The organism is Kosakonia sp. BYX6 (genome assembly GCF_038449125.1).
Classification (GTDB): Bacteria; Pseudomonadota; Gammaproteobacteria; order Enterobacterales; family Enterobacteriaceae; genus Kosakonia; species Kosakonia calanthes.
The window spans coordinates 2734653-2760329 of the sequence record NZ_CP151800.1; the positions used below are offsets into that span (position 1 = coordinate 2734653).

Here is a 25677-nt window from a genome sequence, read left to right on the forward strand (position 1 = left end):
CCGGTTTAGCGCTGGAAAGGATAAACAGATCCAAGGTTCAATAATTGCGTCAATTGGTCGAGCGCTTCCCGCCCTTCGCGCAGCAACTGGGGATCGGCCAAATCCGCCTGCGTCAGACGATCGCGATAGTGCTTATCCACCCACATATTCAGGGTGTTAAATAGCGCATCATTCATCATGACCGCCGGGTTGACGGCTCGCTGCTCGGCTTCACTCAGTACCACACGCAGGCGCAGGCAAGCCGGCCCGCCGCCGTTCGCCATACTTTCGCGCAAGTCGAACACCTTCAATTCACTCATCGGGTTGTCCTGCGCCAGCAGTTCATGCAGATAACGCCAGACACCGGCATGCTCCTGCGACTCCTGCGGCAACACCAGCACCATGCGCCCATCGTCGTGGCTCAATAACTGGCTGTTAAACAGGTAGGTCGCCACCGCATCGGCCACCGATACCGCCTGTTGCGGCACTTCGATAGCCATAAACCCTGGCACTTTTGCCGCCAGCTCACCGAGCAAGCGCGGTTGATCGGCAAACGCCTGTTCGTGGCAAAACAACACCTGGCGGTTGGACACGGCAATCACATCATTATGAAACACGCCAAGATCGATAACGTCCGGGTTTTGCTGAGCATAAACCACCTGCTGCGGGCGAACCTGATTGAGGCGCGCCACCGCCTGGCTGGCTTCCAGAGTCTGACGCGCCGGGTAACGCGCGGGGGCAAGCTGGCTGCCATCTTCGCGCCCATACACAAACAGTTGCACGCCTGTTTCGCCGTACTCGCCGCCGAAGCGGTTATGGTTAGCGGCACCTTCATCGCCAAACATCGCCACCTGCGGCAGCGCGGAATGCACGGCGAAGGTCTTTTCATCACGAAAGATAGCGCGCAGCAACGCTTCGGTGGTCGGCGCTTCCATCGCGCGGTGGAATTTGTTGTTGAGGTTCGCCACGGTCAGGTGGACTTTGCCATCCTGCGAATCCGCCGACGGGCACACCGTGGCGGCATTAGCGACCCACATGGCCGACGCGGAACTGACGGCGGAAAGCAGTTGCGGAGCCTGTGAAGCCGCTTTTTCCACCACGTGCTCATCGCTGCCGGTAAACCCAAGCTGGCGCAAAGCCGCAACATTGGGACGTTCATGGGGCGGAATCACTGCCTGCGGAAAGCCGGCATCCGCCAGCGCCTTCATTTTTAGCAATCCCTGTTTCGCCGCCAGTTTTGGGTTTGAGCGCTGAAAGCGGTGTTTGGTGGACGCCTCATTGCCAAACGACAGCCCGGCGTAGTGATGCGTCAAACCGACGAGGCCATCAAAGTTGACTTCGCGGGCTTTCATGGCTGCTCCTCACGGGAAAAATTCAGCCCCGGACTGAGGGTTTGCGGGAGCGTCAGTTCAGCAGTTTCGAGGCTTGCCATTGGCCAGGCGCAATAATCCGCCGCATACCAGGCGCTGGGGCGATGGTTGCCGGACGCGCCAATGCCACCAAACGGCGCGGTACTGGCGGCACCCGTTAACGGTTTGTTCCAGTTGACGATCCCGGCGCGCGCTTCCAGCAGCAGTCTGTCAAATTTCTGCCGCTCGGGCGAAATCAAGCCACACGCCAGCCCGTAACGGGTGTCGTTCGCCAGCGCAATGGCCTCGTCAAACTCGTCATAACGCCAGACGCAGAGCAGCGGCCCGAACACCTCTTCATCCGGCACCGCTTTCGCGTCGGTCATGTCGATAATGCCCGGCGTTAGCAATGACGTCCCCTCTGCCAGCAAACGCGGCGCCAGCAGGGTTTTTCCGCCGCGCGCTTCATGTGCCTGCCAGGCGTGATAAACCTGTTGCGCCGCCTCGGCGGAGATCAACCCCCCGAAGAACGACGCGGGTTCAGCATCCCACGCCTGCGGCGTCAAACGCGCGGTGACCTCGACCAGACGCGCCAGGAATGCATCTCCAGCGTCCGAGCGTTTGACCAGCAAGCGGCGGGCGCAGGTACAACGCTGACCGGCGGTGATAAACGCCGACTGAATAGCCAGGTGAACGGCGGCATCGGTGTCATCAGGATCTTCAACAATCAGCGGGTTATTGCCGCCCATCTCCAGCGCAAGAATCTTTTGCGGTTGCCCGGCGAGCTGGCGATGCAGTTGATAACCGGTATTGGCGCTGCCAGTAAACAGTAGCCCGTCCAGCCCCGGCAACGCGCTCAACGCCTGACCGGTTTCACGCCCGCCCTGCACTAAATTGAGCACGCCCGCGGGCAAGCCCGCTTGTTCCCACAGCTTCGCCACCGCTTCGCCGATCCACGGTGTCAGCTCGCTGGGTTTAAACAGCAGCGTGTTGCCCGCCAGCAGTGCCGGAATGATGTGCCCATTGGGCAAATGACCGGGGAAGTTGTACGGTCCAAAGACTGCCAGCACACCATGCGGGCGATGGCGCAGCGTTGCCGCACCGTCAGCCATCTCGGTTTGTTGCTCGCCGGTGCGCGCGTGGTAGGCCTTTACGGAAATGGTAGCTTTGTTGATCATCGCGGTGATTTCGGTCGCCGCTTCCCAACGCGGTTTCCCTGTTTCGCGGGCAATAATTTCTGTCAGCCCGGCTTTGTTGCTCTCCAGCAAGGCGGCAAATTTTTCAACGATGGTCTGGCGCGTAATAAAGGGCTGGCGCGCCCATTGTGGAAATGCAGCCCGCGCCGCCTGGTAGGCCTGCTCGACTTGCGCGCTGTCGGCATCGAACCCGTGCCACAGCGCTTCGTTCGTCACCGGGTTGGTTTTAACGCGGCGTTCACCCTGGCCTGTCACCCAATCGCCGTTAATCCATAAACTCATTTTGTTTTCTCCTCAGCACTTTTTTCCTCAGCACAAAGTCGCACCAGTCGCACTTTATCGCCCGGCTGACATTTCAGCGTATCCAGTTCTTCCGCCGTTAATAGCAGCCGCTCGGTCTGCGGATCGGCGTGTATAAGCATGGCCCGAAATTCGTGATACTGCTCATTCGACACCATACACGCCGGCCACTCGCCCGGTGCACGCTGGCCCTCGCCAATGTCGACTAAGCGGCTTTTGCGGATGGCGCGAACCCGGTCGATATCGCACTCCAGCGTCGGCCCACCATCGAAAATGTCGACATAGTTGCGATAGCGAAACCCCTCTTTTTCCAGCACTGCACGCGCGGGCGCGGTTTGCGGGTGGACATGGCCGATCACCGCCTGGGCTTCCTCGGCCAGAAAATGGGTATAGATCGGGTGTTTGGGCATCAGTTCGGCGATAAAAGCTTTTTGCCCGGTGCCACACAGGTAATCCGCACGGCTAAACTCCATGGAGAAGAAGCGCTTGCCGAGGCTTTCCCAGAACGGCGAATAGCCATGTTCGTCGATCACGCCGCGCATCTCGGCGACCACTTTTTCGTTAAAACGCTCGCGAAACGCCGCCATAAACAGAAAGCGCGATTTTGACAGCAGATAGCCGTTACCCTCTTTGCGCCAGGCCGGATCGAGAAATAAGGTACACAGTTCGCTACTGCCAGTGTGATCATTACTGAGAAATAACGTGGGTAACGCGTTGTAGACATTCAGTTCTTTCGACGCATGCACCTGCGTGCCTACGCGGTAGTTGTACCAGGGATCGTTCAGCCCCACAGCCACTTCGATGGCGCAAATCCCCGCCACTTCGCCGCTTTGCGTCTCTTCCAGTACAAACACATAACCCTGCTCGCCTTTTGGCAATTCATCCAACCAGGTGAGACGCGCGCGCTCAATGCGGGCGGCCAGCGTGGCCTCGTCCGCAGGCAATGACGTCAGGCCGCCGCCGGTTTTCCCGGCAAGGGCCAACAAGGCCGTGAGATCGCTCGCCGCGACCGGACGGATAACCATCATGATGCGTTCTCCGTAAGGAATTTTTCACAGGCGCGGGCAAAGCGCGCAAGCCCGGTACGGATCTCCTCTTCGCTGATATTCAGCGCCGGAGCGAAACGCATAACGTTGCCACCGGCAATCATCACCATCACCCCTTCAGCCGCGGCAAGCTGGGAAATCAGCTTTGCTTTCCCGGCATATTCTGGCGTTAACTGGCAACCGATCAGCAGCCCTAAGCCGCGAATTTCGCTAAACAGCGGATGACGCGCGTTCAATGCCGCCAGTTGCTCGGTGATCCACTGGTGACGCTGTTTTACGCCTGCGAGGGTTTCCGGCGTGTTGACGATATCGAGCACCGCGCCCGCCACCGCCGTCGCCAATGGGTTGCCGCCATAGGTGGTGCCGTGCGTGCCGACATTCATCACGTTACCAAATTGTTCAGTGGTGAGCATCGCGCCAATCGGAAAACCGCCGCCCAGCGCTTTCGCGGTGGACAACACATCCGGCGTCACGCCGTAATGCATGTAGGCGTAAAGTTCGCCGGTACGGCCAACGCCGGTTTGCACTTCATCAAAAATCAGCACCGCATTGTGGCGGGTACACAATTCGCGCAGCCCCTGTAAAAACGCCGGGCTGGCTGGAACAACACCGCCTTCACCCTGCATTGGCTCGACAATCACCGCGCAAGTGTCGTCATTAATCAGTTCACTGGCGGAAGCGAGATCGTTGTAGGCTGCGTGCTGGATTTGCGGCGGCAATGGCGCGAAATCTTGTGAATAGGCAGGTTGCCCGCCCGCACTGACGGTGAACAGTGTGCGGCCATGAAAGGCATTTTTGAACGCCACAATGCCGCTTTTCTGTGGCCCGAAGGTGTCATGGGCGTATTTACGCGCCAACTTCAGCGCGGCTTCGTTGGCTTCTGCGCCGGAGTTACAAAAGAACACGCGATCGGCAAAGGTGGCATCAATCAGCCGTTTCGCCAGCTTCAGTGCCGGTTCATTGGTGTAGCCGTTTCCGGTATGCCAAAACTTCGCCGCCTGCTCGCTTAACGCCTTGCACAGTGCCGGGTTTGCATGACCCAGCGCGTTGACCGCAATCCCACCCGCAAAGTCGATGTACTCATTGCCCTGCTGATCCCACAGGCGCGACCCTTCGCCGCGTACCGGAATAAAAGGCGCTGGCGCGTAGACCGGCAACATCCATTGATCGAAATTTTCACGCGTAATTGACAAAGACATAGCGACCTCACCGGTAAATAAATGGTTGAATAAATGTTAAATAATGTGAACGTTTTCGCTGTTAATGTAGATTGCACGGTTCGTGCCAGCCAGCGAGAAAAATGCATAAACGGCCTGCGCTAACGTTATTTCAATAACTTACAACCTGTCGCTATTCACAAATAATGCATAAAAAGTGAATAATTTTATATCAATGACCGGGAATGGGCTGGAAAGTAAGAAAATTTATGCATCTGTAAAATATAATTCTGGAACTGTGATCGTCCGCGAAATTAATTTTGCCTGAACGCCCTATTTTGGCGCATGACGCACCAAAACGAGGCGAGTGGCGCGTTTTTTGCTCATCAGAAACAGTACTGTGAATAAGTGGCAGTGCTCGAATGTAAATTCTGCTAACATTCCTGCATCTTTCACTCTACTCAGTGGCTGCGACTATGAAATTTGTCTCGTTTAATATCAATGGCCTGCGTGCTCGCCCTCATCAGCTTGAAGCCCTTGTGGAGCAACATCAGCCTGATGTGATTGGCCTCCAGGAAACTAAAGTCCACGACGATATGTTCCCGCTCGAAGACGTGGCGCGTCTTGGTTACAACGTCTTTTATCATGGGCAAAAAGGCCATTACGGCGTCGCACTGCTGACCAAAGAGACGCCAATTCTGGTGCGTCGCGGCTTCCCGGACGACGGCGAAGAGGCACAGCGTCGCATTATCATGGCGGAAATCCCCTCGCCCATTGGCACGATCACCGTGATCAACGGCTACTTCCCGCAGGGCGAAAGCCGCGACCATCCGCTGAAATTCCCGGCCAAAGAGAAGTTTTACCAGGATTTGCAGCACTTCCTTGATAGCGAGCTGAAAAAAGAGAACCCGGTCTTAATTATGGGCGATATGAATATCAGCCCGACAGATCTGGATATCGGTATCGGTGAAGAGAACCGCAAGCGCTGGCTGCGCACCGGTAAATGTTCGTTCCTGCCGGAAGAGCGTGAATGGATGGAGCGCCTAAAAGGCTGGGGTCTGGTGGATACCTTCCGCGAAGCTAACCCACAAACGCAGGATCGTTTCTCCTGGTTTGATTACCGCTCAAAAGGTTTCGATGACAACCGCGGGCTGCGTATTGACCTGCTGCTGGCAAGCCAACCACTGGCGGAACGCTGTATCGAAACCGGCATCGATTACGACATTCGCAGCATGGAAAAACCGTCCGATCACGCGCCGGTGTGGGCCAAATTTAAGGTCTGATGTCCCGTGACGCTGAAAACAATTGATGTGGTCGCAGCGATTATTGAGCGCGAGGGCAACATTTTACTCGCGCAGCGCCCACCGCATGCCGACCAGCCTGGCCTGTGGGAGTTTGCCGGTGGCAAGGTGGAAGCCGGTGAAACACAACCGCAGGCGTTGGTGCGCGAGCTACAAGAAGAGTTGGGGATTGAGGTTGTCCCCGCTCGCTATGTTGCCAGCCACCAGCGGGAAGTTTCCGGGCGCATCATCCATTTACACGCCTGGCATGTGCAGACATTTCACGGCGAACCCACGCGCCATTATCACAGCGCGCTGGTGTGGTGTTCACCCGCCGACGCGCTCAGTTACGCGCTGGCGCCAGCGGATATTCCCCTGCTGAAAGCGTTTATGGCTTCACGCGCCGCCAGACCAGCGGATTAGTGGAAATCGTCCGTTCATCGCGTTGGCATTGCAGCAACACGCCTTCGGTTTTGATCACTGCGCCTTCACTGTAATTTTGATTGTTGTACACGCAGCACTGCATGCAGGGTTGCGTGGTTTGCGTTTGCCCGCCGGAACTAAACACTTCCGGGGGCACATTCACTTCGACATTCGGCGACGGGTAGCGCTCAGCCAGCGCATTACCTGACATTGCCAGCAAAAACGCGGCTGCTATCCACTTTAAACGGGTCATAACCTGTCCTTTCTGATTGACTCCACTTATTACTATAACGGATCTATTTTCCGGGACTTTAATTTCCCTCGTCATCGTTTTTCGTTATGACAAATTACAGATCATTAATTCTCCTGGTGAGGGAAATTTCTCCTTGCGGCAAGCCACATTACGAATGTTATAGTCGCGAAGCGCCCGTTTTTCGCGCACTGCAAACACAAAAAAACTCACCAACACAATAAGAGACACTTATATCTATGGATCAGACCCACTCTCTTGCAGCATTTCTCGCGTATGTTCAACAACGCGATCCGCACCAGCCGGAGTTCTCCCAGGCCGTTCGTGAGGTGATGACCACCCTCTGGCCGTTTCTTGAAGCCAACCCGCGTTATCGCCAGCTTTCACTGCTTGAACGGCTGATCGAACCGGAGCGCGTGATTCAGTTTCGCGTCGCCTGGGTCGATGACCGCAATCAAGTGCAGGTTAACCGCGCCTGGCGCGTGCAGTTCAGCTCCGCGATTGGCCCGTACAAAGGCGGCATGCGTTTTCACCCGTCGGTGAATTTATCGATTCTGAAATTCCTCGGTTTTGAGCAAACTTTTAAAAACGCGCTGACCACACTGCCGATGGGCGGTGGCAAAGGCGGCAGCGATTTCGATCCGAAAGGCAAAAGCGATGGCGAAGTGATGCGCTTCTGCCAGGCGCTGATCACCGAACTTTACCGTCATCTGGGTGCAGACACGGACGTCCCGGCCGGGGATATCGGTGTCGGCGCACGGGAAGTGGGCTTTATGGCCGGAATGATGAAAAAACTCTCCAATAACACTGCCTGCGTCTTTACCGGTAAAGGGTTGTCGTTTGGCGGCAGCCTGATTCGCCCGGAAGCGACCGGCTATGGCCTGGTCTATTTCACCGAAGCAATGCTTAAACGCCATGGCCTCGGTTTCGAAGGGATGCGCGTTGCGGTTTCCGGTTCGGGGAATGTGGCGCAGTACGCGATTGAAAAAGCGATGGCGTTTGGCGCGCGCGTAGTCACCGCATCCGACTCTGGCGGAACCGTGGTCGATGAGGTCGGTTTCACCGCCGAGAAACTCGCGCGTCTGTGCGAAATCAAGGCCAGCCGCGACGGTCGCGTGGCCGACTACGCCCGCGAATTCGGTCTGACCTATCTGGAAGGCAAGCAGCCGTGGTCAGTGCCGGTGGATATCGCCCTGCCGTGCGCCACGCAAAATGAGCTGGATGTAGACGCGGCGCAAGTGCTTATCGCCAATGGCGTGAAAGCGGTTGCCGAAGGCGCGAATATGCCGGCGACGATTGCGGCGACGGAACTGTTCCTCGACGCCGGTGTGCTGTTCGCGCCGGGAAAAGCCGCCAACGCGGGCGGTGTAGCAACCTCCGGGCTGGAGATGGCGCAAAATGCCGCGCGGATGGGCTGGAAAGCGGAAAAAGTCGATGCGCGTTTGCACCACATCATGCTGGATATTCACCAGGCCTGTGTCGAATACGGCGGTGAAAGCAAACAGACGCACTATGTGCGCGGCGCCAACATCGCAGGCTTCGTCAAAGTCGCCGACGCGATGATGGCCCAAGGCGTGATTTAAATCGTTACCGTAAAACGTAGGCAGGATAAGGCATTTATGCCGCCCCCCGGCAATGCCTGATGGCGCTTCGCTTATCAGGCCTACGAAAACTACGTGGCTGCGGCTTCCGCGGAAGGCGGGCGTTTTTTGCCCCGGCCTTTAGCGAATGTTTTTTTCTTGTCGCCACCCGGTGCCACCAGCCCGCGGAACTGCCGCACCGGCGTGTTGCGCGCCTGGTGGATCAACTCATGCAGCGTGCCGACCAGCGGCTGCATAAAGTCCTGATAACGACACTCCTTTTCGCTGATTTGTGTCAGCACCGATTCCCAGTGCGCGGTCATATCCGGTCGCGCCGCCATTTCCGGCAGCGAGTGGATCAATGCACGTCCGGGATCCGTCGAGTGGATATAGCGCCCCTTCTTGACCAGAAAACCGCGTTTAAACAGCAGTTCGATAATCCCGGCGCGGGTCGCTTCCGTTCCCAGGCCGTCGGTGGCGCGCAGGATCTTTTTCAGATCTTTATCCTGCACAAACCGCGCGATACCGGTCATCGCGGACAGCAGCGTGGCATCGGTGAAATAGCGCGGCGGCTGGGTTTGCCGCGCAACTACTTCGCCTTTCTCGCACAGTAACTCGTCATCTTTCGCCACCACCGGCAGCGGCGTGCCATCGTTATCTTCATCGCGTTCTTTCGAACCTAACAACGTGCGCCAGCCCGCTTCCGCCAGAAAACGCGCTTTGGCGATAAACTTGCCGTTGGCGATATCCAGATCGATCTGGCATTTACGGAAAACCGCATCCGGGCAGAATTGCATCAGATATTGGCGAGCAATGAGGTTATACACTTTGGCTTCGTTGTCGGTGAGATTCACTTTCGAAGCGCGCGCGGTCGGGATAATGGCGTGATGCGCATCGACTTTTTTATCATCCCAGCAGCGGTTGCGCGTATCCGGATTGACCACCGGCTGCGGCAGTAAATCCGCCGCGTGTGCGCTAATGGCGTTCAACACCGCATGTCGCCCGGCGAAGTGCTCTTCCGGCAGATAGCGACAATCCGAACGCGGATAGGTAATCAGTTTGTGGGTTTCATAGAGCTTCTGGCAGATATCCAGCACGTTCTGCGCGCTAAGGCCAAACCGCTTTGCCGCCTCGATTTGCAATGAAGAGAGCGAAAACGGCAGCGGCGCCAGTTCTGATTCCCGTTTATCGTTATACGCCGTGACGATGGCGGGCTGACCGCTGATGCGGTTAACCACATGCTCCGCCAGCGGGCGATGCAACAAACGCCCTTCTTCATCCTGATACGGTTCGCACGCATCGCTCGGCTGCCACAGCGCGGTGAAACGCTCTCCGGCCGGGGTCACGATATGCGCTTTAACTTCGAAGAAATCCTTCGACACGAAGTTCTCAATTTCTTCGTCGCGACGCACCACCAGCCCCAACACCGGCGTCTGAACGCGGCCAACGGAGAGCACGCCTTGATACCCGGCGTTGCGCCCAAGCAAGGTGTACGCGCGGGTCATATTGATGCCGTATAGCCAGTCAGCGCGGGCGCGCGCCAGCGCCGACACGCAGAGTGGAATAAACTCGCTGTTGGCGCGCAGACGTTCAATCGCCCGTTCGACCGCCTGCGGGTTGAGATCGTTAATCAGGCAGCGTTGCACCTGCTGGCGCTTTTCCGCAGGCAGTTGTAGATAGTCGATCACTTCATCTACCAATAGCTGCCCTTCGCGATCCGGGTCACCGGCGTGCACCACCTGCTCCGCGTCGGCGAGCAGGCGTTTAATGACGTTGATCTGCTTGAGCACCGACGGGCGCGGCTGCAATTGCCATTTTTCCGGCACAATCGGCAAATCCGCCAAATTCCAGCGCGCATAGCGGCTGTCATAGGCATCCGGCTGCGCCTGTTCCAGCAAGTGGCCAATGCACCAGGTCACCACCTGGCCATTCCCGCACTCAATATAGCCATCGCCTCTGCGATGCGGTTTCGGCAACACATCGGCAATGGCGCGCGCCAGACTGGGCTTTTCGGCAATAAATAACCGCATCGAATTAACGGATCTCGATCATCGGGCGACCGCCGCGCGCGGTGACCAATTCACCAATCGCGCTCAGTTCGATATCGAATTGCGCCGCCGTCGCTTTCACTTCGGTTTCCGCCTCTGGCGTCACCGCCAGCAGCAAGCCGCCAGAGGTTTGCGGATCGCACAGCAGATCGCGCACGGCCGCCGGCATGTCGCCCATCAGGTGACCGTAGCTGGCAAAGTTACGCTGCGTACCGCCCGGCACCGCGCCCTGCGCAATGTACTCTTCGACGCCCGGTAATTTCGGCACATCCTGATAGCTGATTTGCGCCTGCACGCCTGCGCCCTGGCACATCTCGCTAAGATGGCCAAGCAGGCCAAAACCGGTGACATCGGTCATCGCTTTTACGCCATCAATACCCGCAAAAGCCGCGCCAGCAAGGTTCATCCGGCACATCACTTCGGTCGCCAGCCCAATGTGTTCCGGCTTGAGCAGCGATTTTTTCTCTGCGGTGGTTAACACGCCAATACCGAGCGGCTTGGTGAGGAATAGCTTGCAGCCCGCCTGTGCGGTGCTGTTTTTCTTCACGCGATCGGTCGGCACCACGCCGGTGACCGCGAGGCCAAAAATCGGCTCCGGCGCGTCAATCGAGTGGCCGCCAGCCAGCGCAATACCCGCCTGCTGGCAGGCAAAACGCCCACCGTCGATCACGTCGCGGGCAATTTCCGGCGCTAATTTGTCGAGCGGCCAGCCGAGGATCGCGATCGCCATAATCGGTTTACCGCCCATGGCGAAAACATCGCTGATGGCGTTGGTTGCTGCGATACGACCAAAATCGAAGGGATTATCGACAATCGGCATGAAAAAATCGGTGGTACTGATAATACAGGTGCCGTTACCGAGATCGTAAACGGCGGCGTCATCACGCGTTTCGTTGCCGACAAGCAGGTTCGGGTCGAGAAACTTCGCCTGCTCGCTGTGTAGAATGGTATCCAACACTTTGGGGGAAATTTTACAACCGCAACCAGCTCCGTGGCTGTATTGCGTTAAACGAATAGCTTGCTCGCTCATGGACATCTCCTGTCATTGCAATCCCGCTATGGTAGCGCCCAAACCGCGAGGTGGTAAGTCTGACAATCTGATTTCGCGTGCTGTTGCTCATTAAGCGAACGAAACACCCATCACTGGCGGTTATATTTCTGTGCGTTGGTCCGACAAACACTCCTTTCGGATAATTTGCGACTCACCGCAATGTAATCATGACGTATTTATGACAGGAATATGACAGCAGCCAATCATGGCTACGGACGCCATAACACTTTAAGGAAACTCCATGAAAAAACGCCTCATCGCATTTTGTGTTGCCAGCTTGCTCTCCACGGGCGCTTTTGCCCTTGTCCCGGCCGGGAATGACGCCACCACCAAACCGGATCTCTACTACCTGAAAAACGCTCAGGCCATTGATAGCCTGGCGCTGCTGCCGCCTCCACCGGAAGTGGGCAGCATCGCGTTTTTGAATGATCAGGCGATGTATGAGCAGGGCCGCATGTTGCGTAATACCGAACGTGGCAAGCAGGCCGCCGAAGACGCCAACCTGAGCAGCGGCGGTGTGGCGAATGCGTTCTCCAGCGCGTTTGGTACGCCGATCACCGAGAAAGACGCGCCGCAATTGCACAAACTGCTAACCAATATGATTGAGGATGCGGGCGATCTGGCGACGCGCGGCGCAAAACAGAAATACATGCGCATTCGTCCGTTCGCCTTTTATGGCGTACCAACCTGCAATACCAAAGAGCAGGATGAACTGGCGAAAAACGGTTCCTATCCGTCAGGCCACACGTCCATCGGCTGGGCCACCGCGCTGGTGCTGGCAGAAATCAATCCGCAGCGTCAGGATCAGATCCTCAAACGTGGTTTCGATCTCGGCCAAAGCCGGGTGATTTGCGGCTACCACTGGCAGAGCGACGTGGACGCCGCGCGCATTGTGGGCTCTGCTGTGGTTGCCACGCTGCATACCAATCCTGCGTTCCAGCAGCAATTGCAGAAAGCGAAAGACGAGTTCGCCGCACGGCATAAATAATCTGAGGGATAAGACAACGTCGCCATCCGGTGAATGACCCGATGGCGGCGTTGAATGTCGATATCAGAAACGTGTCACGAACGGCGCGATATCCGGCACGGTGACGGTGGTGGACGCTTTCAACTGCGGCGTGCCGAGGTAAAGGAAACCGACGATTTGGTCCTGCTCGCGGCAGTTGAAGGCCTGGCGGACAGCCGGGGAATTGGTCAGCGGGCCAGTGCGCCAGATGCCGTTAAATCCTTGCGCCAGCGCGGCCATCTGCATCGCCATCACCGCGCAACCTGCGGAGAGCAACTGTTCCCATTGTGGAACTTTGTGGTGTTCTTCGCATTTCGCCACCACGGTGATGATCAGCGGCGCGCGAAACGGCGAGGTCCGCGCTTTCTCAATCCCTTTCTCATCCTGACCGGCAGCGATAGCAGCTTGCTCCAGCGCCTGGCTAAAACGTTCGCGCCCTTCCCCCTCGATCACGAAAAAATGCCACGGCTGCAAGGTACCATGGTCCGGCGCACGCATGCCGGCATGCAAAATGTTATCCAGTTGTTCTCCTGCCGGAGCCGGATCGGCCAGGCGGGAAGCACTTCGGCGGTTGACGAGCAGTTCAAGTGCGTCCATTAGTTAACCTCCTGTATTGGAATTTGTTCATAAAATTAACACGGGCGTAGAAATTGTTACAGCGCCGGAGCCGATTCCTGCTGACAAGTGACGGCGGGGTAATTAGGATAACCACACTTTGCCGCTCGGGCAGCGGTGGGCGTTAACTACCAGGGAGAATACATGCGAACCCTTTGGCGTATTATTGCCGGTTTTTTTAAGTGGAGCTGGCGATTGCTGAACTTCATCCGCAATCTGGTGCTAAATCTGTTCTTTATCCTGCTGGTGCTGGTTGTGGCCGGTGTATGGATGCAATTGAGCGACGGAAAAGCCGAACACAACAGTCGCGGCGCGCTGCTGCTGGATATTTCCGGTGTGGTTGTCGATAAAACCTCCACCAGCGGCCGTTTGGGCGTGCTGGGTCGCCAACTGTTTGGCGCCAGTTCTGACCGCTTACAGGAAAACTCACTGTTCGACATCGTCGAAACCATTCGCCAGGCGCAGGCCGATCGCAATATCACTGGGATTGTGATGGATCTGAAAAACTTCGCCGGGGCCGATCAACCGTCAATGCAGTACATCGGCAAAGCGTTGCGCGAGTTCCGCGACAGCGGCAAACCGGTATATGCCGTGGGCGATAACTACAGCCAGGGCCAGTATTACCTTGCCAGCTTCGCCAATAAAATTTGGCTGTCGCCGCAGGGCGTGGTCGATCTACACGGCTTTGCGACCAATGGTTTGTATTACAAAGCGCTGCTCGACAAGCTGAAAGTCACCACCCATGTGTTCCGCGTCGGGACGTACAAATCCGCCGTTGAACCGTTTATCCGCGATGATATGTCCCCGGCCGCGCGCGATGCGGACAGCCGCTGGATTGGCGAGCTGTGGCAAAACTACCTTAATACCGTCGCCGCTAACCGCCAGATCACCGCCCAGCAAGTCTTCCCTGGCGCACAAGCGATGCTCGATGGCCTGCGCAAAGTGGACGGCGACACCGCCAAATATGCGCTGGATAACAAGCTGGTCGATGAGCTTGGCTCCGCCGCAGATGCTGAAAAAGCGATGGTGAAACAGTTTGGCTGGAGCAACGAAGACAAAAACTTCCGCGCCATCAGTTTCTATGATTATCAGACCAAGAAACCGAGCGATGTCGGCGGCACTGTCGCGGTGATCTTCGCCAACGGCGCGATTATGGACGGCGAAGAAACGCCGGGGAATGTGGGCGGCGATACCACCGCCGCGCAGATCCGCGATGCGCGTCTTGACGATAAAGTGAAAGCCATTGTGCTGCGCGTCAACAGCCCTGGCGGCAGTGTCAGCGCGTCGGAAATCATCCGCTCCGAACTGGCGGCGGCCAGAGCGGCAGGCAAACCGGTTGTGGTATCAATGGGTGGCATGGCGGCATCCGGCGGTTACTGGATCTCCACACCGGCTAACTACATCGTCGCCAATGCCGGCACATTGACCGGTTCAATTGGTATTTTCGGCGTGATCAATACGCTGGAAAACAGCCTTGATAGCATCGGCGTGCATACCGATGGCGTTGCAACGTCGCCGCTGGCGGATGTCAGCATGACCAAAGCGCTGCCAACGGAAGTGCAGCAAATGATGCAACTGAGCATTGAAAACGGCTACAAACGCTTTATCACGTTGGTCGCGCAGTCTCGCAATAGCACGCCGGAGCAAGTAGATAAGATTGCCCAGGGCCATGTCTGGACCGGGCAGGATGCGAAAACTAACGGTCTGGTCGATGCGCTGGGTGATTTCGACGATGCCGTAACAAAAGCGGCGGAACTTGCGAAGCTGAAACAGTGGCATATCGATTATTACGAAGAAGAACCGAGCTTATTTGACCGTGTAATGGACAGCATGACTGGTTCGGTGCAAGCGATGTTGCCGCAGGCGTTGCAGGCTTATCTGCCTGCTCCGCTGGCGAGCGCGGCGCAGGAAGTAAAAGCCGAAACCGACAAACTGGCGGTGTTTAACGATCCACAAAATCGTTACGCACTATGCCTGAATTGCGCCAATATCCGCTAACATCATCATTACGTATCCCCTCCACCGGAGGGGATTTTTTTGATTAAGCCAGAACACAACACCATGCAAAAGAAATCCATTTACGTTGCCTACACCGGCGGTACCATCGGTATGCAGCGCTCAGAACACGGCTATGTGCCGGTTTCCGGTCATCTGCAACGCCAGTTGGCGCTGATGCCAGAGTTCCATCGTCCGGAGATGCCTGACTTCACCATTCACGAATACGCGCCGTTGATGGACTCGTCGGATATGACGCCAGAAGACTGGCAGCACATCGCCGATGATGTGAAAGCGCATTACGATGAGTACGACGGGTTTGTGATTCTGCACGGCACTGACACCATGGCGTACACCGCGTCCGCGCTCTCGTTTATGCTGGAAAACCTTGGCAAACCGGTGATTGTGACCGGCTCGCAAATCCCCCTCGCCGAACTGCGTTCTGATGGGCAGATTAACCTGCTCAATGCGCTGTATGTGGCGGCGAATTTCCCGATTAACGAAGTCACGCTGTTCTTCAACAATCGCCTGTATCGCGGCAACCGCACCACTAAAGCGCACGCCGATGGTTTCGATGCGTTTGCTTCGCCGAATCTTGCGCCGCTGCTGGAAGCCGGTATTCATATTCGCCGCCTCGCTACGCCGCCTGCACCGCATACGGTGGGCGAACTGATCGTGCACCCAATCACACCGCAGCCGATTGGCGTGGTGACTATCTATCCGGGGATTTCCGCCGATGTGGTACGCAACTTCTTGCGCCAGCCGGTAAAAGCGTTGATTTTGCGCTCGTATGGTGTGGGGAATGCGCCGCAAAACGGCGAGTTTCTCAAAGAGTTACAGGAAGCCAGTTCGCGCGGCATCGTCGTTGTCAACCTGACGCAGTGTATGTCCGGCAAAGTGAATATGGGCGGTTATGCCACCGGTAACGCCCTCGCCCACGCCGGTGTGATTGGCGGCGCGGATATGACGGTCGAAGCGACGCTGACTAAACTTCATTACCTGTTAAGCCAGAATCTTGATGCGAACGCCATTCGCAGTGCGATGACGCAAAACCTGCGCGGCGAACTGACGCCGGATGAATGAGGAAACGCACATGAAACAACGTGCCCTGCTGCTGGTTGATATTCAAAATGATTTTTGCGCGGGCGGCGCGCTGGCTGTCGCTGAGGGCGACAGCACTGTTGATGTCGCCAATACCCTGATTGCGTGGTGTAAAACGCGCGGAGAAGCCGTGCTGGCAAGCCAGGACTGGCACCCGGCGAATCACGGCAGCTTCGCCAGCCAGCATGGTGTCGCACCGTTTGTCATCGGCGAGCTGGACGGCTTGGCGCAGACCTTTTGGCCGAATCACTGCATACAAAATAGTGAAGGCGCGCAGTTGCATCCGCTACTGAATCAACAAGCTATCGACGCGGTTTTTCACAAAGGCGAAAACCCGCGGATAGACAGCTACAGCGCGTTTTTTGATAACGACCATCGGCAGGAAACCGCGCTGAACGGTTGGTTGCAGCAGCATGGCGTTCGGGAGTTAATGGTGATGGGTTTAGCCACCGATTATTGTGTGAAATTCACCGTACTTGACGCGTTGCAGTTGGGCTACGAGGTCAATGTGGTTACTGATGGTTGCCGCGGTGTCAACCTGCACGCGCAGGACAGCGCGCAAGCGTTTATGGAGATGGCCGCCGCAGGCGCTACGCTGTATACGCTGGCGGACTGGCTGGAAACGCAGGTGTAGTCGCAAGAATTGCCGGATGGCGCTGACGCTTATCCGGCCTACAAAACCGTAGGCCTGATAAGGCGAAGCCGCCATCAGGCTCATTTACGGCTCTATGATTATGATTTAAACGTCGCAATCGGTTTTGGCGTGATGCCAAAATCTTCCTTCAACTGCTGTTTACTCTTCATCACCATCTGGCCGTTGGTGTCGATGGTCATATGCTGCGCCTGCTCGTTATTGCGCGCCTGCCACAACATCACCAATTGCAAGCTGTTCTCTTTTTGCTCTGCCGTCAGCGCCACGCCATCTGGCCATTTTCCTAATTCAACCGCAGTTGCCAGACGCTGGTAAATTTCCGGCGTCATGCTGTTAACGATTTGATCAAGATTCATCTTACTCAACTCCATGGAATAATAGCTGAATCGATTTTTCAACCGCGAGTCTGATCGCCGTTTTCATCATCAGTGAAGCTCAGAGAGGCGGAATTGACGCAATAACGCTCACCGGTCGGTTGCGGGCCGTCGGGGAAAACATGTCCGAGATGCGCATCGCAGTTCCCGCAGCGGATTTCAACGCGCTGCATGCCATGAGAATAATCGTTGATATAACGGATCGCGTCTTCGCCAACCGGCTCGAAAAAGCTCGGCCATCCGCAGCCAGAATCATACTTCGTTTGTGAATGGAACAGTGCGGCATCACACACCAGGCAGTGGTAAACGCCATCACGCTTGTTGTGCAGCAGACGCCCGGTGAAAGGCGGTTCCGTGCCGTGATTCTGTGTCACGTAAAACTGCATTTCGGTCAGATCTTTTTTCAGGTCGTCTTCAGAGGAATTATTCGCCATTTGCTCACGTCTCGCGGTAAAAATTCGACAACTTATCAGCCTGATTCTAACAAAACATTAACACGCAGGGAGGAACTTTTGTTCTAAACTTAATAGTTGCGGTTAACCCGCTGGGGAATTGTGATGCGTCTCACATTTTTATCCTGCCCGACCTTTAAAATTCCGGGCGGCGCCCCGATATGGGGAGCATGCTCAAAAGGAAAGTGAGACTTATCAGTCGGACAATGGATATGCGTAGGATTGATTTGTCGCAATGATTGACACGATTCCGCTTGACGCTGCGTAAGGTTTTTGTAATTTTACAGCCAACCTTTTATTCACTAACAAATAGCTGGTGGAATATATGACTATCAAAGTAGGTATCAACGGTTTTGGCCGTATCGGTCGCATTGTTTTCCGTGCTGCTCAGGAACGTTCTGACATCGAAATCGTTGGTATCAACGATCTGTTAGACGCTGATTACATGGCGTACATGCTGAAGTATGACTCCACTCACGGCCGTTTCAACGGTACCGTAGAAGTGAAAGACGGCCACCTGGTTGTTAACGGCAAAACCATCCGTGTTACTGCTGAGAAAGACCCGGCTAACCTGAAATGGAACGAAATCGGTGTTGACGTTGTTGCTGAAGCTACCGGTATCTTCCTGACCGACGAAACCGCTCGTAAGCACATCACCGCTGGCGCGAAAAAAGTGGTTCTGACTGGTCCGTCCAAAGACAACACCCCGATGTTCGTGCGTGGCGCTAACTTCGAAAAATATGCTGGCCAGGACATCGTTTCCAACGCTTCCTGCACCACCAACTGCCTGGCTCCGCTGGCTAAAGTTATCAACGACAACTTCGGTATCATCGAAGGTCTGATGACCACTGTTCACGCAACCACCGCTACTCAGAAAACCGTTGATGGCCCGTCTCACAAAGACTGGCGCGGCGGCCGCGGCGCAGCTCAGAACATCATCCCGTCCTCTACCGGTGCAGCTAAAGCTGTAGGTAAAGTACTGCCGGAACTGAACGGCAAACTGACTGGTATGGCGTTCCGCGTTCCGACTCCGAACGTATCTGTTGTTGACCTGACCGTACGTCTGGAAAAAGCAGCGTCCTACGAAGAGATCAAGAAAGCCATCAAAGCCGCTTCTGAAGGCGCGATGAAAGGCGTTCTGGGTTACACCGAAGACGACGTTGTTTCTACCGATTTCAACGGTGAAGTTTGCACTTCCGTGTTCGATGCTAAAGCAGGTATCGCACTGAACGACAACTTCGTGAAACTGGTTTCCTGGTACGACAACGAAACGGGTTACTCCAACAAAGTTCTGGACCTGATCGCTCACATCTCCAAATAAGTTGAGATGAGAACATGATCTATAAGAGCGACTTCGGTCGCTCTTTTTTTTGTTTTGAAGACAGAGGATTGCGTTAATGATTAAGAAAATTTTTGCACTTCCGGTAGTCGAACAAATTACTCCCACACTCTCCCGCCGCAAACTGGATGAGCTGGATCTGCTGGTCGTTGACCATCCGCAGGTTAAAGCGTCATTCGCTTTCCAGGGCGCGCACCTGCTCTCCTGGAAACCGCAGGGTGAAGAAGAGGTTCTGTGGCTCAGCGGCAATACGCCGTTTAAAGACGGTGTCGCGCTGCGCGGCGGCGTGCCGGTTTGCTGGCCGTGGTTTGGCCCGGCGAAACAGCAAGGCCTGCCGGCGCATGGTTTTGCCCGTAATCTGCCATGGACGCTGAAAGCGCATAATGAAGATGTGAATGGCGTTGTGTTGACCTTTGAACTGCAAAGCAGCGAGGCATCACGCCAGTACTGGCCGCATGATTTCACGCTGTATGCGCGTTACAAACTGGGCGCAACTTGCGAAATGGAACTGGAAGCGCACGGCGAATTTGAAACCACTTCTGCGCTGCATACCTATTTCAACGTTGGTGATATTGCCGCGGTGAAAGTGAGCGGCCTGGGCGATCGCTTTATCGATAAAGTAAACGATGCGAAAGAAGATGTGCTGGCCGATGGCGTGCAGACCTTCCCGGATCGCACCGATCGCGTCTATCTGAACGCAGAAGCATGCAGCCTGATCCATGACGCGGATTTGCACCGCGCAATTGAAGTGATCCACAGCCATAACGCGAACGTCGTGGCCTGGAACCCCGGCCCGGCGCTTTCCGTCAGCATGGCTGACATGCCGGATGACGGGTACAAAACGTTTGTATGTGTCGAATCGGTCAACGCGACCGTGCCGCAAAAAGCCAGCGCAGAGAAACCGTCCCGCCTGGCTCAGACCATCCGCGTCGTGAAACGCTGATTGTCCCGCCTGCCCTCTCCCGCCGGGAGAGGGTTTCACCGCGCATTACTGCATATCGAGCGGTATTTTACGGTTCGGTGCCGGCCAGGCGCTATCCAGCCGTGCTAAATCCTCGCTGCTGAGCATAATGTTCAGCGCCGCCGCGTTTTCCTGCACATGCGCCACGCTCGAGGCTTTTGGAATCGCCATCACACCCTGTTGACGAATCACCCAAGCCAGTAAAATCTGCGCCGCGCTGGCGCCGTGGGCATTGGCGATATCCTGCACAACGCTATTTTCCAGCAAGCCATCGCGCAAACGGCCCGCCTGCGCCAGCGGGCAATACGCCATTACTGGCATTGCCTGTTGTTGGCACCACGGCAAGAGATCGTATTCAATACCGCGCGAGGCAAGATGGTACAGCACCTGGTCGGTGGCACAGGCTTCACCGCCGCTGACATGCATCAGCTCCTGCATATCGCTGAGATCGAGATTCGACACTCCCCAGCGGCGGATTTTGCCCTGCTGGATCAGCGTTTCCATCACATCCACGGTTTCGGCGAGCGAAAAGTTACCACGCCAGTGCAATAAATAGAGATCGAGAACATCGGTTTTCAGGCGGCGCAGGCTGGCTTCGCACGCGGCGATGGCCTTTTTGCCCCCGGCATTCCACGGGTAAACTTTGGAAACGAGAAACGCTTTATCGCGAAACCCGCCCTGTAACGCCTCACCGACAACTTCTTCCGCTCCGCCATCGGCATACATTTCTGCGGTATCGATCAGGGTCAGCCCAAGCTCAATGCCCGCGCGTAGTGCATCCACCTCTTTTTGCCGCGTCCGCGCGTTTTCACCCATGTACCAGGTGCCCTGGCCGATAGCAGGCTGTTTTGCCTGACCTGCAAAGACTACGTGTTTGTCTGCCATCTCTTCCTCCCGAGCTAAATGCACCACCGTAAAGCAAAACAGGGCCAACGGCCCTGTTTTATTGCACAGATTGCACTATTCAAGTGCCCAATCAGAAGCGGTAAGTCACACCGGTAGAGAGCAGACCTGACCAGGATTTATCCACCATCGGGCTGTCTTTAACTTCATCCGACAGACGCGTATAACGGCCCGTGCCGTAAACGCTCCAGTTGCTGGTCAAACGGTAGCTGACGCTCAATTCCAGATACGGGTTCCAGCTGCTATCCGGATCGTAGGTGCGCAAGCCACTGCGGCGAGATTCCTTACCCGACACGCCATAGTAATATTCGTTCTGGTTGTCGCTGCTCCATTCAACGCCGAGGCCAGGCGTTACGCTCAGCCCGCCGTTGATGTAGTTGTAAAGCCATGCGATATCCCACATGACACCGTTGCTGTTGTCCAGCACGTCACCCGCGAGGGTGGTACGCAGAAAACCATACTGCGCCGTATTATGGATGTAGCTCAGACCTGCCATCGCGGTCGCTTTGCGGCGATCCAGTTGGCGAAGTTGATTGTCATCGCTGTCTTTCGGTTTGAACTGCCACGGGGAGTAGAACGCGGTGATGGATAACTTGTCTGCTTCGTCATTCCACAGGTAGTAACCACCGCCTATGCCGCGAAACCAGAAGTTATCGCTTTCATAGGTCACGACCGGGATCGGCAGAACACGCGTGTCGTACTCTTTATAGGGGGACTCTACGACACCGACACCTGCGCCGAGAGAAAAGGTATTTTCTGCATTGGCCGCAAAGGCGGAAGTCGCAGTTAGCACGCCCAGTGCCAGGAGTTTGAATTTGGTCACAGTCCTTTCTTTCCTGTAGTCAAATAATTGGCGCATGAAGTTTAACCGTCCTCCGCATCCTACCCAAATTTTTTTACCTAAGCATTACAAAATTAAACCTTTCACATTACGTGCGTTAAATGACAGGCAGCTTACGTTTCGATGACCGACAGAAGACAACGCAGCCAAAGCCTTATCTCAAAAGCAGGAATTTTTGGATGAGTTATTGATATGTCATTGAAATTGGTTTTTGCCAGCATGCAAGTTTTGCAAAGCCATCTACGCTTAAATTAAGAAGATGATTTTTCTGACCCGCGCGTGATTTTCGACATGCAACCTGGCATGAGGGTTGCTGTATGAGTTTTAGCGCCGTTCAGTGAACGCTTCCGGGAGCCTCCACTATTCATATGAACGGCTCTTAACCTGTGCTAAAAAACGAAAGGACGGCATGCCATGAATATATTCGATCACTATCGCCAGCGCTACGAAGCTGCCAAGGACGAAGAGTTCACACTGCAGGAGTTTCTTGCTATTTGTAAGCAAGATCGCAGTGCCTATGCTAACGCGGCAGAAAGGCTATTAATGGCCATCGGTGAACCAGTGATGGTCGACACTGCCCAGGAGCCACGGCTTTCCCGTCTCTTTTCGAACCGTGTTATCGGACGCTATCCGGCGTTTGAAGAATTCTATGGTATGGAGGAGGCTATCGAACAGATCGTCTCTTATCTCAAGCACGCCGCGCAGGGTCTTGAAGAAAAGAAACAGATCCTTTATTTACTCGGCCCGGTCGGCGGCGGTAAATCCTCCCTCGCTGAACGGCTGAAATCATTAATGCAGCGGGTGCCTATTTATGTGCTGAGCGCCAATGGCGAACGCAGCCCGGTCAACGATCATCCGCTGTGCCTGTTCAACCCGCAGGAAGATGCGCAGATCCTTGAAAAGGAATACAACGTTCCGCGCCGCTATCTCGGCACCATTATGTCGCCGTGGGCCGCAAAACGTCTGCATGACTTCGGCGGCGACATCAGCAAATTCCGCGTGGTGAAAGTCTGGCCGTCGATTCTCGAACAAATCGCGATTGCCAAAACCGAACCAGGCGATGAGAACAACCAGGACATTTCCGCGCTGGTCGGGAAAGTGGACATCCGCAAACTGGAAAACCACGCGCAAAACGATCCTGACGCTTACGGTTACTCCGGCGCACTGTGCCGCGCCAACCAGGGTGTCATGGAGTTCGTCGAAATGTTCAAAGCGCCGATTAAGGTGCTGCACCCCCTGCTGACCGCCACGCAGGAAGGGAACTACAACGGGACCGAAGGGATCTCCGCCCTGCCTTTTAACGGCATTATTCTTGCCCACTCGAACGAATCGGAATGGGTACAGTTCCGCAATAACAAAAACAATGAGGCGTTTCTCGACCGTGTTTATATCGTCAAGGTGCCTTATTGCTTACGCATCTCGGAAGAGATGAAAATTTACGAAAAACTGCTTAACCACTCCGAGCTGTCCCACGCGCCATGCGCGCCTGGCACCCTGGAAACGCTGGCACGTTTCTCCATTTTGTCGCGCCTGAAAGAGCCGGAAAACTCCAGCGTGTACTCAAAAATGCGCGTTTACGACGGTGAAAGCCTGAAAGATACCGATCCGAAAGCGAAGTCCTATCAGGAGTATCGCGATTACGCCGGTGTTGACGAAGGGATGAACGGGCTGTCGACGCGTTTCGCCTTTAAGATCCTCTCGCGTGTGTTCAACTTCGACCATGTTGAAGTGGCGGCTAACCCGGTGCACCTCTTCTATGTACTGGAGCAGCAAATTGAGCGCGAACAGTTCCCACAGGAACTGGCAGAACGTTACCTGGAATTCCTCAAAGGCTATTTGATTCCGAAATACGCCGAATTTATCGGCAAAGAGATCCAGACGGCGTATCTGGAATCCTATTCCGAATATGGGCAAAACATCTTCGATCGTTATGTCACCTATGCGGATTTCTGGATTCAGGATCAAGAGTACCGCGACCCGGATACCGGCCAGCTGTTTGACCGTGAATCCCTGAACGCGGAACTGGAAAAAATCGAGAAACCGGCCGGGATCAGTAACCCGAAAGATTTCCGAAATGAAATCGTCAACTTCGTGCTGCGCGCCCGCGCTAACAACAACGGCCGCAACCCGAACTGGACCAGCTACGAAAAACTGCGCACGGTTATCGAGAAGAAAATGTTCTCGAACACTGAAGAGTTGTTGCCGGTTATTTCGTTTAACGCCAAAACCTCTACCGACGAGCAGAAAAAGCATGACGACTTTGTGGATCGTATGATGGAGAAAGGCTACACCCGCAAGCAGGTTCGCCTGCTGTGCGAATGGTATCTGCGTGTCCGTAAATCATCATAACAACACGCTGGCCGCGCCTCATGCGCGGCCTGTTGTAAAGTTGGCATACGCAGCGGGAGGGAACTATGACCTGGTTCATTGACCGGCGTCTGAACGGCAAAAATAAAAGCACGGTTAACCGCCAGCGATTTTTACGCCGTTATAAAGCGCAAATTAAGCAGTCCATTTCCGAGGCGATCAATAAACGATCGGTCACCGACGTGGAGAACGGCGAGTCCGTCTCTATCCCTTCGGAAGATATCAGCGAACCGATGTTTCATCAGGGGCGCGGCGGTTTGCGCCATCGTGTTCATCCGGGGAATGACCATTTTGTGCAAAACGACCGTATCGAACGCCCGCAAGGCGGCGGTGGCGGCGGAGGCAGCGGCCAGGGCGAAGCCAGCCCTGACGGCGAAGGCCAGGATGAGTTCGTTTTCCAGATCTCCAAAGATGAATATCTCGATTTGCTTTTCGAGGATTTGGCACTGCCCAACCTGAAGAAAAATCAGCAACGGCAGATGAATGAATTTAAAACGCACCGCGCCGGTTACACCGCCAACGGCGTACCGGCGAACATCAGCGTTGTCCGTTCATTGCAAAATTCACTCGCGCGCCGCACCGCCATGACGGCCGGTAAACGCCGCGAACTGCGCGAACTGGAAAGCAGCCTCGAAACGGTTGTCAAAAGTGAACCCGCGCAGCTACTTGAAGAGGAGCGTTTACGCAAAGAGATTGCGGAACTGCGTGCGAAAATCGAGCGTGTACCGTTTATCGACACCTTTGACTTACGCTACAAAAATTATGAGAAACGCCCGGAACCCTCCAGCCAGGCGGTGATGTTCTGCCTGATGGACGTCTCCGGTTCCATGGACCAGGCCACCAAAGATATGGCCAAACGTTTTTACATCCTGCTTTACCTGTTCCTGAGCCGGACCTATAAAAACGTCGAGGTGGTTTATATTCGCCATCACACCCAGGCAAAAGAAGTGGATGAACATGAGTTCTTCTACTCGCAGGAAACCGGCGGCACGATTGTTTCCAGCGCCCTGAAACTGATGGATGAAGTGGTGAAAGAGCGTTATGACCCGGCGCAGTGGAATATTTACGCGGCGCAGGCGTCAGATGGTGATAACTGGGCGGACGACTCACCGCTGTGTCACGAGATCCTGGCGAAGAAAATCCTGCCAGTGGTGCGTTATTACAGCTATATCGAGATAACCCGCCGGGCGCATCAAACGCTTTGGCGCGAGTACGAGCATCTGCAAACGATGTTCGATAATTTCGCTATTCAGCACATTCGAGACCAGGAAGATATTTACCCGGTATTCCGCGAGCTGTTCCACAAGCAGAGTGCCACCTCCAACAGCTAACCTTCTGCAGCCGGGAACCCTCTTCCCGGCTGCTTTATCCCCTTCCCCAACTGGCTTTGCTAAGCAGCGAATTACCCCACA

General features: G+C 55.3%; 23 protein-coding genes. 11 read left to right on the forward strand and 12 right to left on the reverse strand.

Annotation, left to right across the window (positions count from 1 at the left end; all coding sequences use genetic code 11):
• Window positions 1–5: 5 nt before the first annotated feature.
• Genes astB through astC form a run of 4 tightly spaced genes read right to left on the reverse strand, consistent with a single transcriptional unit; the run spans window position 6 to window position 5069 of the window.
• A complete protein-coding gene (gene astB, locus AAEY27_RS12825) occupies window positions 6–1331 on the reverse strand; it encodes an N-succinylarginine dihydrolase (protein ID WP_342320952.1) in 1326 nt (441 codons plus the stop codon).
• Window positions 1328–2806 carry a succinylglutamate-semialdehyde dehydrogenase gene (gene astD, locus AAEY27_RS12830; RefSeq protein WP_342320953.1) on the reverse strand — a complete coding sequence of 493 codons (1479 nt, stop codon included), beginning with the start codon at window positions 2804–2806 and terminating at the stop codon, window positions 1328–1330. Before astD ends, astB begins: the two co-directional genes overlap by 4 nt.
• Window positions 2803–3852 (reverse strand): arginine N-succinyltransferase, encoded by a 1050-nt coding sequence (gene astA / locus AAEY27_RS12835; RefSeq protein ID WP_342320954.1) that lies wholly within the window; start codon window positions 3850–3852, stop codon window positions 2803–2805. Before astA ends, astD begins: the two co-directional genes overlap by 4 nt.
• A complete protein-coding gene (gene astC / locus AAEY27_RS12840) occupies window positions 3849–5069 on the reverse strand; it encodes a succinylornithine/acetylornithine transaminase (RefSeq protein ID WP_342320955.1) in 1221 nt (406 codons plus the stop codon). Before astC ends, astA begins: the two co-directional genes overlap by 4 nt.
• Before the next feature lie 434 nt (window positions 5070–5503).
• Between astC and xthA the strand changes: the two genes are divergently transcribed.
• Both xthA and AAEY27_RS12850 read left to right on the forward strand, forming a co-directional pair.
• Window positions 5504–6310, forward strand: coding sequence for an exodeoxyribonuclease III (gene xthA, locus AAEY27_RS12845; protein WP_342320957.1), 807 nt, complete (start codon window positions 5504–5506; stop codon window positions 6308–6310).
• A 6-nt stretch (window positions 6311–6316) separates the two neighbouring features.
• Window positions 6317–6730, forward strand: a complete 414-nt coding sequence (locus AAEY27_RS12850) for a pyrimidine (deoxy)nucleoside triphosphate diphosphatase (RefSeq protein ID WP_342320958.1) — start codon at window positions 6317–6319, stop codon at window positions 6728–6730.
• Here the strand turns inward: AAEY27_RS12850 and AAEY27_RS12855 are convergent.
• Window positions 6696–6983: a YnjH family protein gene (locus AAEY27_RS12855; protein WP_342320960.1), complete on the reverse strand. Its 288-nt coding sequence runs from the start codon at window positions 6981–6983 to the stop codon at window positions 6696–6698. The two genes, AAEY27_RS12850 and AAEY27_RS12855, sit on opposite strands and share 35 nt — an antisense overlap.
• A 236-nt stretch (window positions 6984–7219) precedes the next feature.
• On the opposite strand from AAEY27_RS12855, the gene gdhA reads away from it, so the two are divergent.
• Window positions 7220–8563, forward strand: a complete 1344-nt coding sequence (gdhA, locus tag AAEY27_RS12860; protein ID WP_342320961.1) for an NADP-specific glutamate dehydrogenase — start codon at window positions 7220–7222, stop codon at window positions 8561–8563.
• A gap of 89 nt (window positions 8564–8652) precedes the next feature.
• On the opposite strand, the gene AAEY27_RS12865 is transcribed toward gdhA, so the two are convergent.
• Window positions 8653–10590, reverse strand: coding sequence for a DNA topoisomerase III (locus AAEY27_RS12865; protein ID WP_342320962.1), 1938 nt, complete (start codon window positions 10588–10590; stop codon window positions 8653–8655).
• Window positions 10591–10594: 4 nt separating this feature from the next.
• Window positions 10595–11638, reverse strand: a complete 1044-nt coding sequence (selD, locus tag AAEY27_RS12870; RefSeq protein WP_342320964.1) for a selenide, water dikinase SelD — start codon at window positions 11636–11638, stop codon at window positions 10595–10597.
• A 262-nt stretch (window positions 11639–11900) separates the two neighbouring features.
• Here selD and phoC point away from each other — a divergent pair, with 262 nt between their 5' ends.
• Window positions 11901–12647, forward strand: a complete 747-nt coding sequence (gene phoC, locus AAEY27_RS12875; RefSeq protein WP_342320965.1) for an acid phosphatase PhoC — start codon at window positions 11901–11903, stop codon at window positions 12645–12647.
• 63 nt (window positions 12648–12710) lie between these two features.
• On the opposite strand, the gene AAEY27_RS12880 is transcribed toward phoC, so the two are convergent.
• A complete protein-coding gene (locus AAEY27_RS12880; RefSeq protein ID WP_342320967.1) occupies window positions 12711–13262 on the reverse strand; it encodes an NAD(P)H nitroreductase in 552 nt (183 codons plus the stop codon).
• Between the two features lie 162 nt (window positions 13263–13424).
• Between AAEY27_RS12880 and sppA the strand changes: the two genes are divergently transcribed.
• The 3 genes from sppA to pncA all read left to right on the forward strand — a co-directional run bounded on the left by sppA (window position 13425) and on the right by pncA (window position 17010).
• Window positions 13425–15278, forward strand: a complete 1854-nt coding sequence (gene sppA / locus AAEY27_RS12885) for a signal peptide peptidase SppA (protein WP_342320969.1) — start codon at window positions 13425–13427, stop codon at window positions 15276–15278.
• Window positions 15279–15341: 63 nt separating this feature from the next.
• A complete protein-coding gene (gene ansA / locus AAEY27_RS12890) occupies window positions 15342–16358 on the forward strand; it encodes an asparaginase (protein WP_342325569.1) in 1017 nt (338 codons plus the stop codon).
• Between the two features lie 10 nt (window positions 16359–16368).
• Window positions 16369–17010: a bifunctional nicotinamidase/pyrazinamidase gene (gene pncA, locus AAEY27_RS12895; protein ID WP_342320970.1), complete on the forward strand. Its 642-nt coding sequence runs from the start codon at window positions 16369–16371 to the stop codon at window positions 17008–17010.
• Window positions 17011–17108: 98 nt separating this feature from the next.
• On the opposite strand, the gene AAEY27_RS12900 is transcribed toward pncA, so the two are convergent.
• The gene (locus tag AAEY27_RS12900; protein WP_342320971.1) at window positions 17109–17384 is read right to left on the reverse strand and encodes a YeaC family protein; all 276 of its coding nucleotides are present in this window, start codon (window positions 17382–17384) and stop codon (window positions 17109–17111) included.
• Between the two features lie 38 nt (window positions 17385–17422).
• Window positions 17423–17836, reverse strand: a complete 414-nt coding sequence (gene msrB / locus AAEY27_RS12905) for a peptide-methionine (R)-S-oxide reductase MsrB (RefSeq protein ID WP_342320972.1) — start codon at window positions 17834–17836, stop codon at window positions 17423–17425.
• 343 nt (window positions 17837–18179) lie between these two features.
• Between msrB and gapA the strand changes: the two genes are divergently transcribed.
• Together gapA and AAEY27_RS12915 are read left to right on the forward strand one after the other, a co-directional pair.
• Window positions 18180–19175 (forward strand): glyceraldehyde-3-phosphate dehydrogenase, encoded by a 996-nt coding sequence (gene gapA, locus AAEY27_RS12910; RefSeq protein ID WP_342320973.1) that lies wholly within the window; start codon window positions 18180–18182, stop codon window positions 19173–19175.
• A gap of 76 nt (window positions 19176–19251) precedes the next feature.
• Window positions 19252–20136 (forward strand): D-hexose-6-phosphate mutarotase, encoded by an 885-nt coding sequence (locus AAEY27_RS12915; RefSeq protein ID WP_342320974.1) that lies wholly within the window; start codon window positions 19252–19254, stop codon window positions 20134–20136.
• 45 nt (window positions 20137–20181) lie between these two features.
• Here AAEY27_RS12915 and AAEY27_RS12920 read toward each other — a convergent pair whose 3' ends face one another.
• On the reverse strand, window positions 20182–21039 hold the full coding sequence (locus AAEY27_RS12920) for an aldo/keto reductase (RefSeq protein WP_342320975.1): 858 nt from the start codon (window positions 21037–21039) through the stop codon (window positions 20182–20184).
• 91 nt (window positions 21040–21130) lie between these two features.
• The gene (locus AAEY27_RS12925; RefSeq protein ID WP_342320976.1) at window positions 21131–21880 is read right to left on the reverse strand and encodes a MipA/OmpV family protein; all 750 of its coding nucleotides are present in this window, start codon (window positions 21878–21880) and stop codon (window positions 21131–21133) included.
• Window positions 21881–22312: 432 nt separating this feature from the next.
• Here AAEY27_RS12925 and yeaG point away from each other — a divergent pair, with 432 nt between their 5' ends.
• Both yeaG and AAEY27_RS12935 read left to right on the forward strand, forming a co-directional pair.
• Complete coding sequence (gene yeaG, locus AAEY27_RS12930) at window positions 22313–24247, forward strand: protein kinase YeaG (protein WP_342320978.1); 1935 nt, start codon at window positions 22313–22315, stop codon at window positions 24245–24247.
• A 65-nt stretch (window positions 24248–24312) separates the two neighbouring features.
• Window positions 24313–25596: a YeaH/YhbH family protein gene (locus AAEY27_RS12935; protein ID WP_342320980.1), complete on the forward strand. Its 1284-nt coding sequence runs from the start codon at window positions 24313–24315 to the stop codon at window positions 25594–25596.
• Window positions 25597–25677 lie beyond the last annotated feature (81 nt).

Coding starts and splice junctions, on each gene's coding strand:
- astB (WP_342320952.1), bottom strand. CDS start 1,331: ATGAAAGCCCGCGAAGTCAACTTTGATGGCCTCGTCGGTTTGACGCAT.
- astD (WP_342320953.1), bottom strand. CDS start 2,806: ATGAGTTTATGGATTAACGGCGATTGGGTGACAGGCCAGGGTGAACGC.
- astA (WP_342320954.1), bottom strand. CDS start 3,852: ATGATGGTTATCCGTCCGGTCGCGGCGAGCGATCTCACGGCCTTGTTG.
- astC (WP_342320955.1), bottom strand. CDS start 5,069: ATGTCTTTGTCAATTACGCGTGAAAATTTCGATCAATGGATGTTGCCG.
- xthA (WP_342320957.1), top strand. CDS start 5,504: ATGAAATTTGTCTCGTTTAATATCAATGGCCTGCGTGCTCGCCCTCAT.
- AAEY27_RS12855 (WP_342320960.1), bottom strand. CDS start 6,983: ATGACCCGTTTAAAGTGGATAGCAGCCGCGTTTTTGCTGGCAATGTCA.
- gdhA (WP_342320961.1), top strand. CDS start 7,220: ATGGATCAGACCCACTCTCTTGCAGCATTTCTCGCGTATGTTCAACAA.
- AAEY27_RS12865 (WP_342320962.1), bottom strand. CDS start 10,590: ATGCGGTTATTTATTGCCGAAAAGCCCAGTCTGGCGCGCGCCATTGCC.
- selD (WP_342320964.1), bottom strand. CDS start 11,638: ATGAGCGAGCAAGCTATTCGTTTAACGCAATACAGCCACGGAGCTGGT.
- phoC (WP_342320965.1), top strand. CDS start 11,901: ATGAAAAAACGCCTCATCGCATTTTGTGTTGCCAGCTTGCTCTCCACG.
- AAEY27_RS12880 (WP_342320967.1), bottom strand. CDS start 13,262: ATGGACGCACTTGAACTGCTCGTCAACCGCCGAAGTGCTTCCCGCCTG.
- sppA (WP_342320969.1), top strand. CDS start 13,425: ATGCGAACCCTTTGGCGTATTATTGCCGGTTTTTTTAAGTGGAGCTGG.
- ansA (WP_342325569.1), top strand. CDS start 15,342: ATGCAAAAGAAATCCATTTACGTTGCCTACACCGGCGGTACCATCGGT.
- pncA (WP_342320970.1), top strand. CDS start 16,369: ATGAAACAACGTGCCCTGCTGCTGGTTGATATTCAAAATGATTTTTGC.
- AAEY27_RS12900 (WP_342320971.1), bottom strand. CDS start 17,384: ATGAATCTTGATCAAATCGTTAACAGCATGACGCCGGAAATTTACCAG.
- msrB (WP_342320972.1), bottom strand. CDS start 17,836: ATGGCGAATAATTCCTCTGAAGACGACCTGAAAAAAGATCTGACCGAA.
- gapA (WP_342320973.1), top strand. CDS start 18,180: ATGACTATCAAAGTAGGTATCAACGGTTTTGGCCGTATCGGTCGCATT.
- AAEY27_RS12915 (WP_342320974.1), top strand. CDS start 19,252: ATGATTAAGAAAATTTTTGCACTTCCGGTAGTCGAACAAATTACTCCC.
- AAEY27_RS12920 (WP_342320975.1), bottom strand. CDS start 21,039: ATGGCAGACAAACACGTAGTCTTTGCAGGTCAGGCAAAACAGCCTGCT.
- yeaG (WP_342320978.1), top strand. CDS start 22,313: ATGAATATATTCGATCACTATCGCCAGCGCTACGAAGCTGCCAAGGAC.
- AAEY27_RS12935 (WP_342320980.1), top strand. CDS start 24,313: ATGACCTGGTTCATTGACCGGCGTCTGAACGGCAAAAATAAAAGCACG.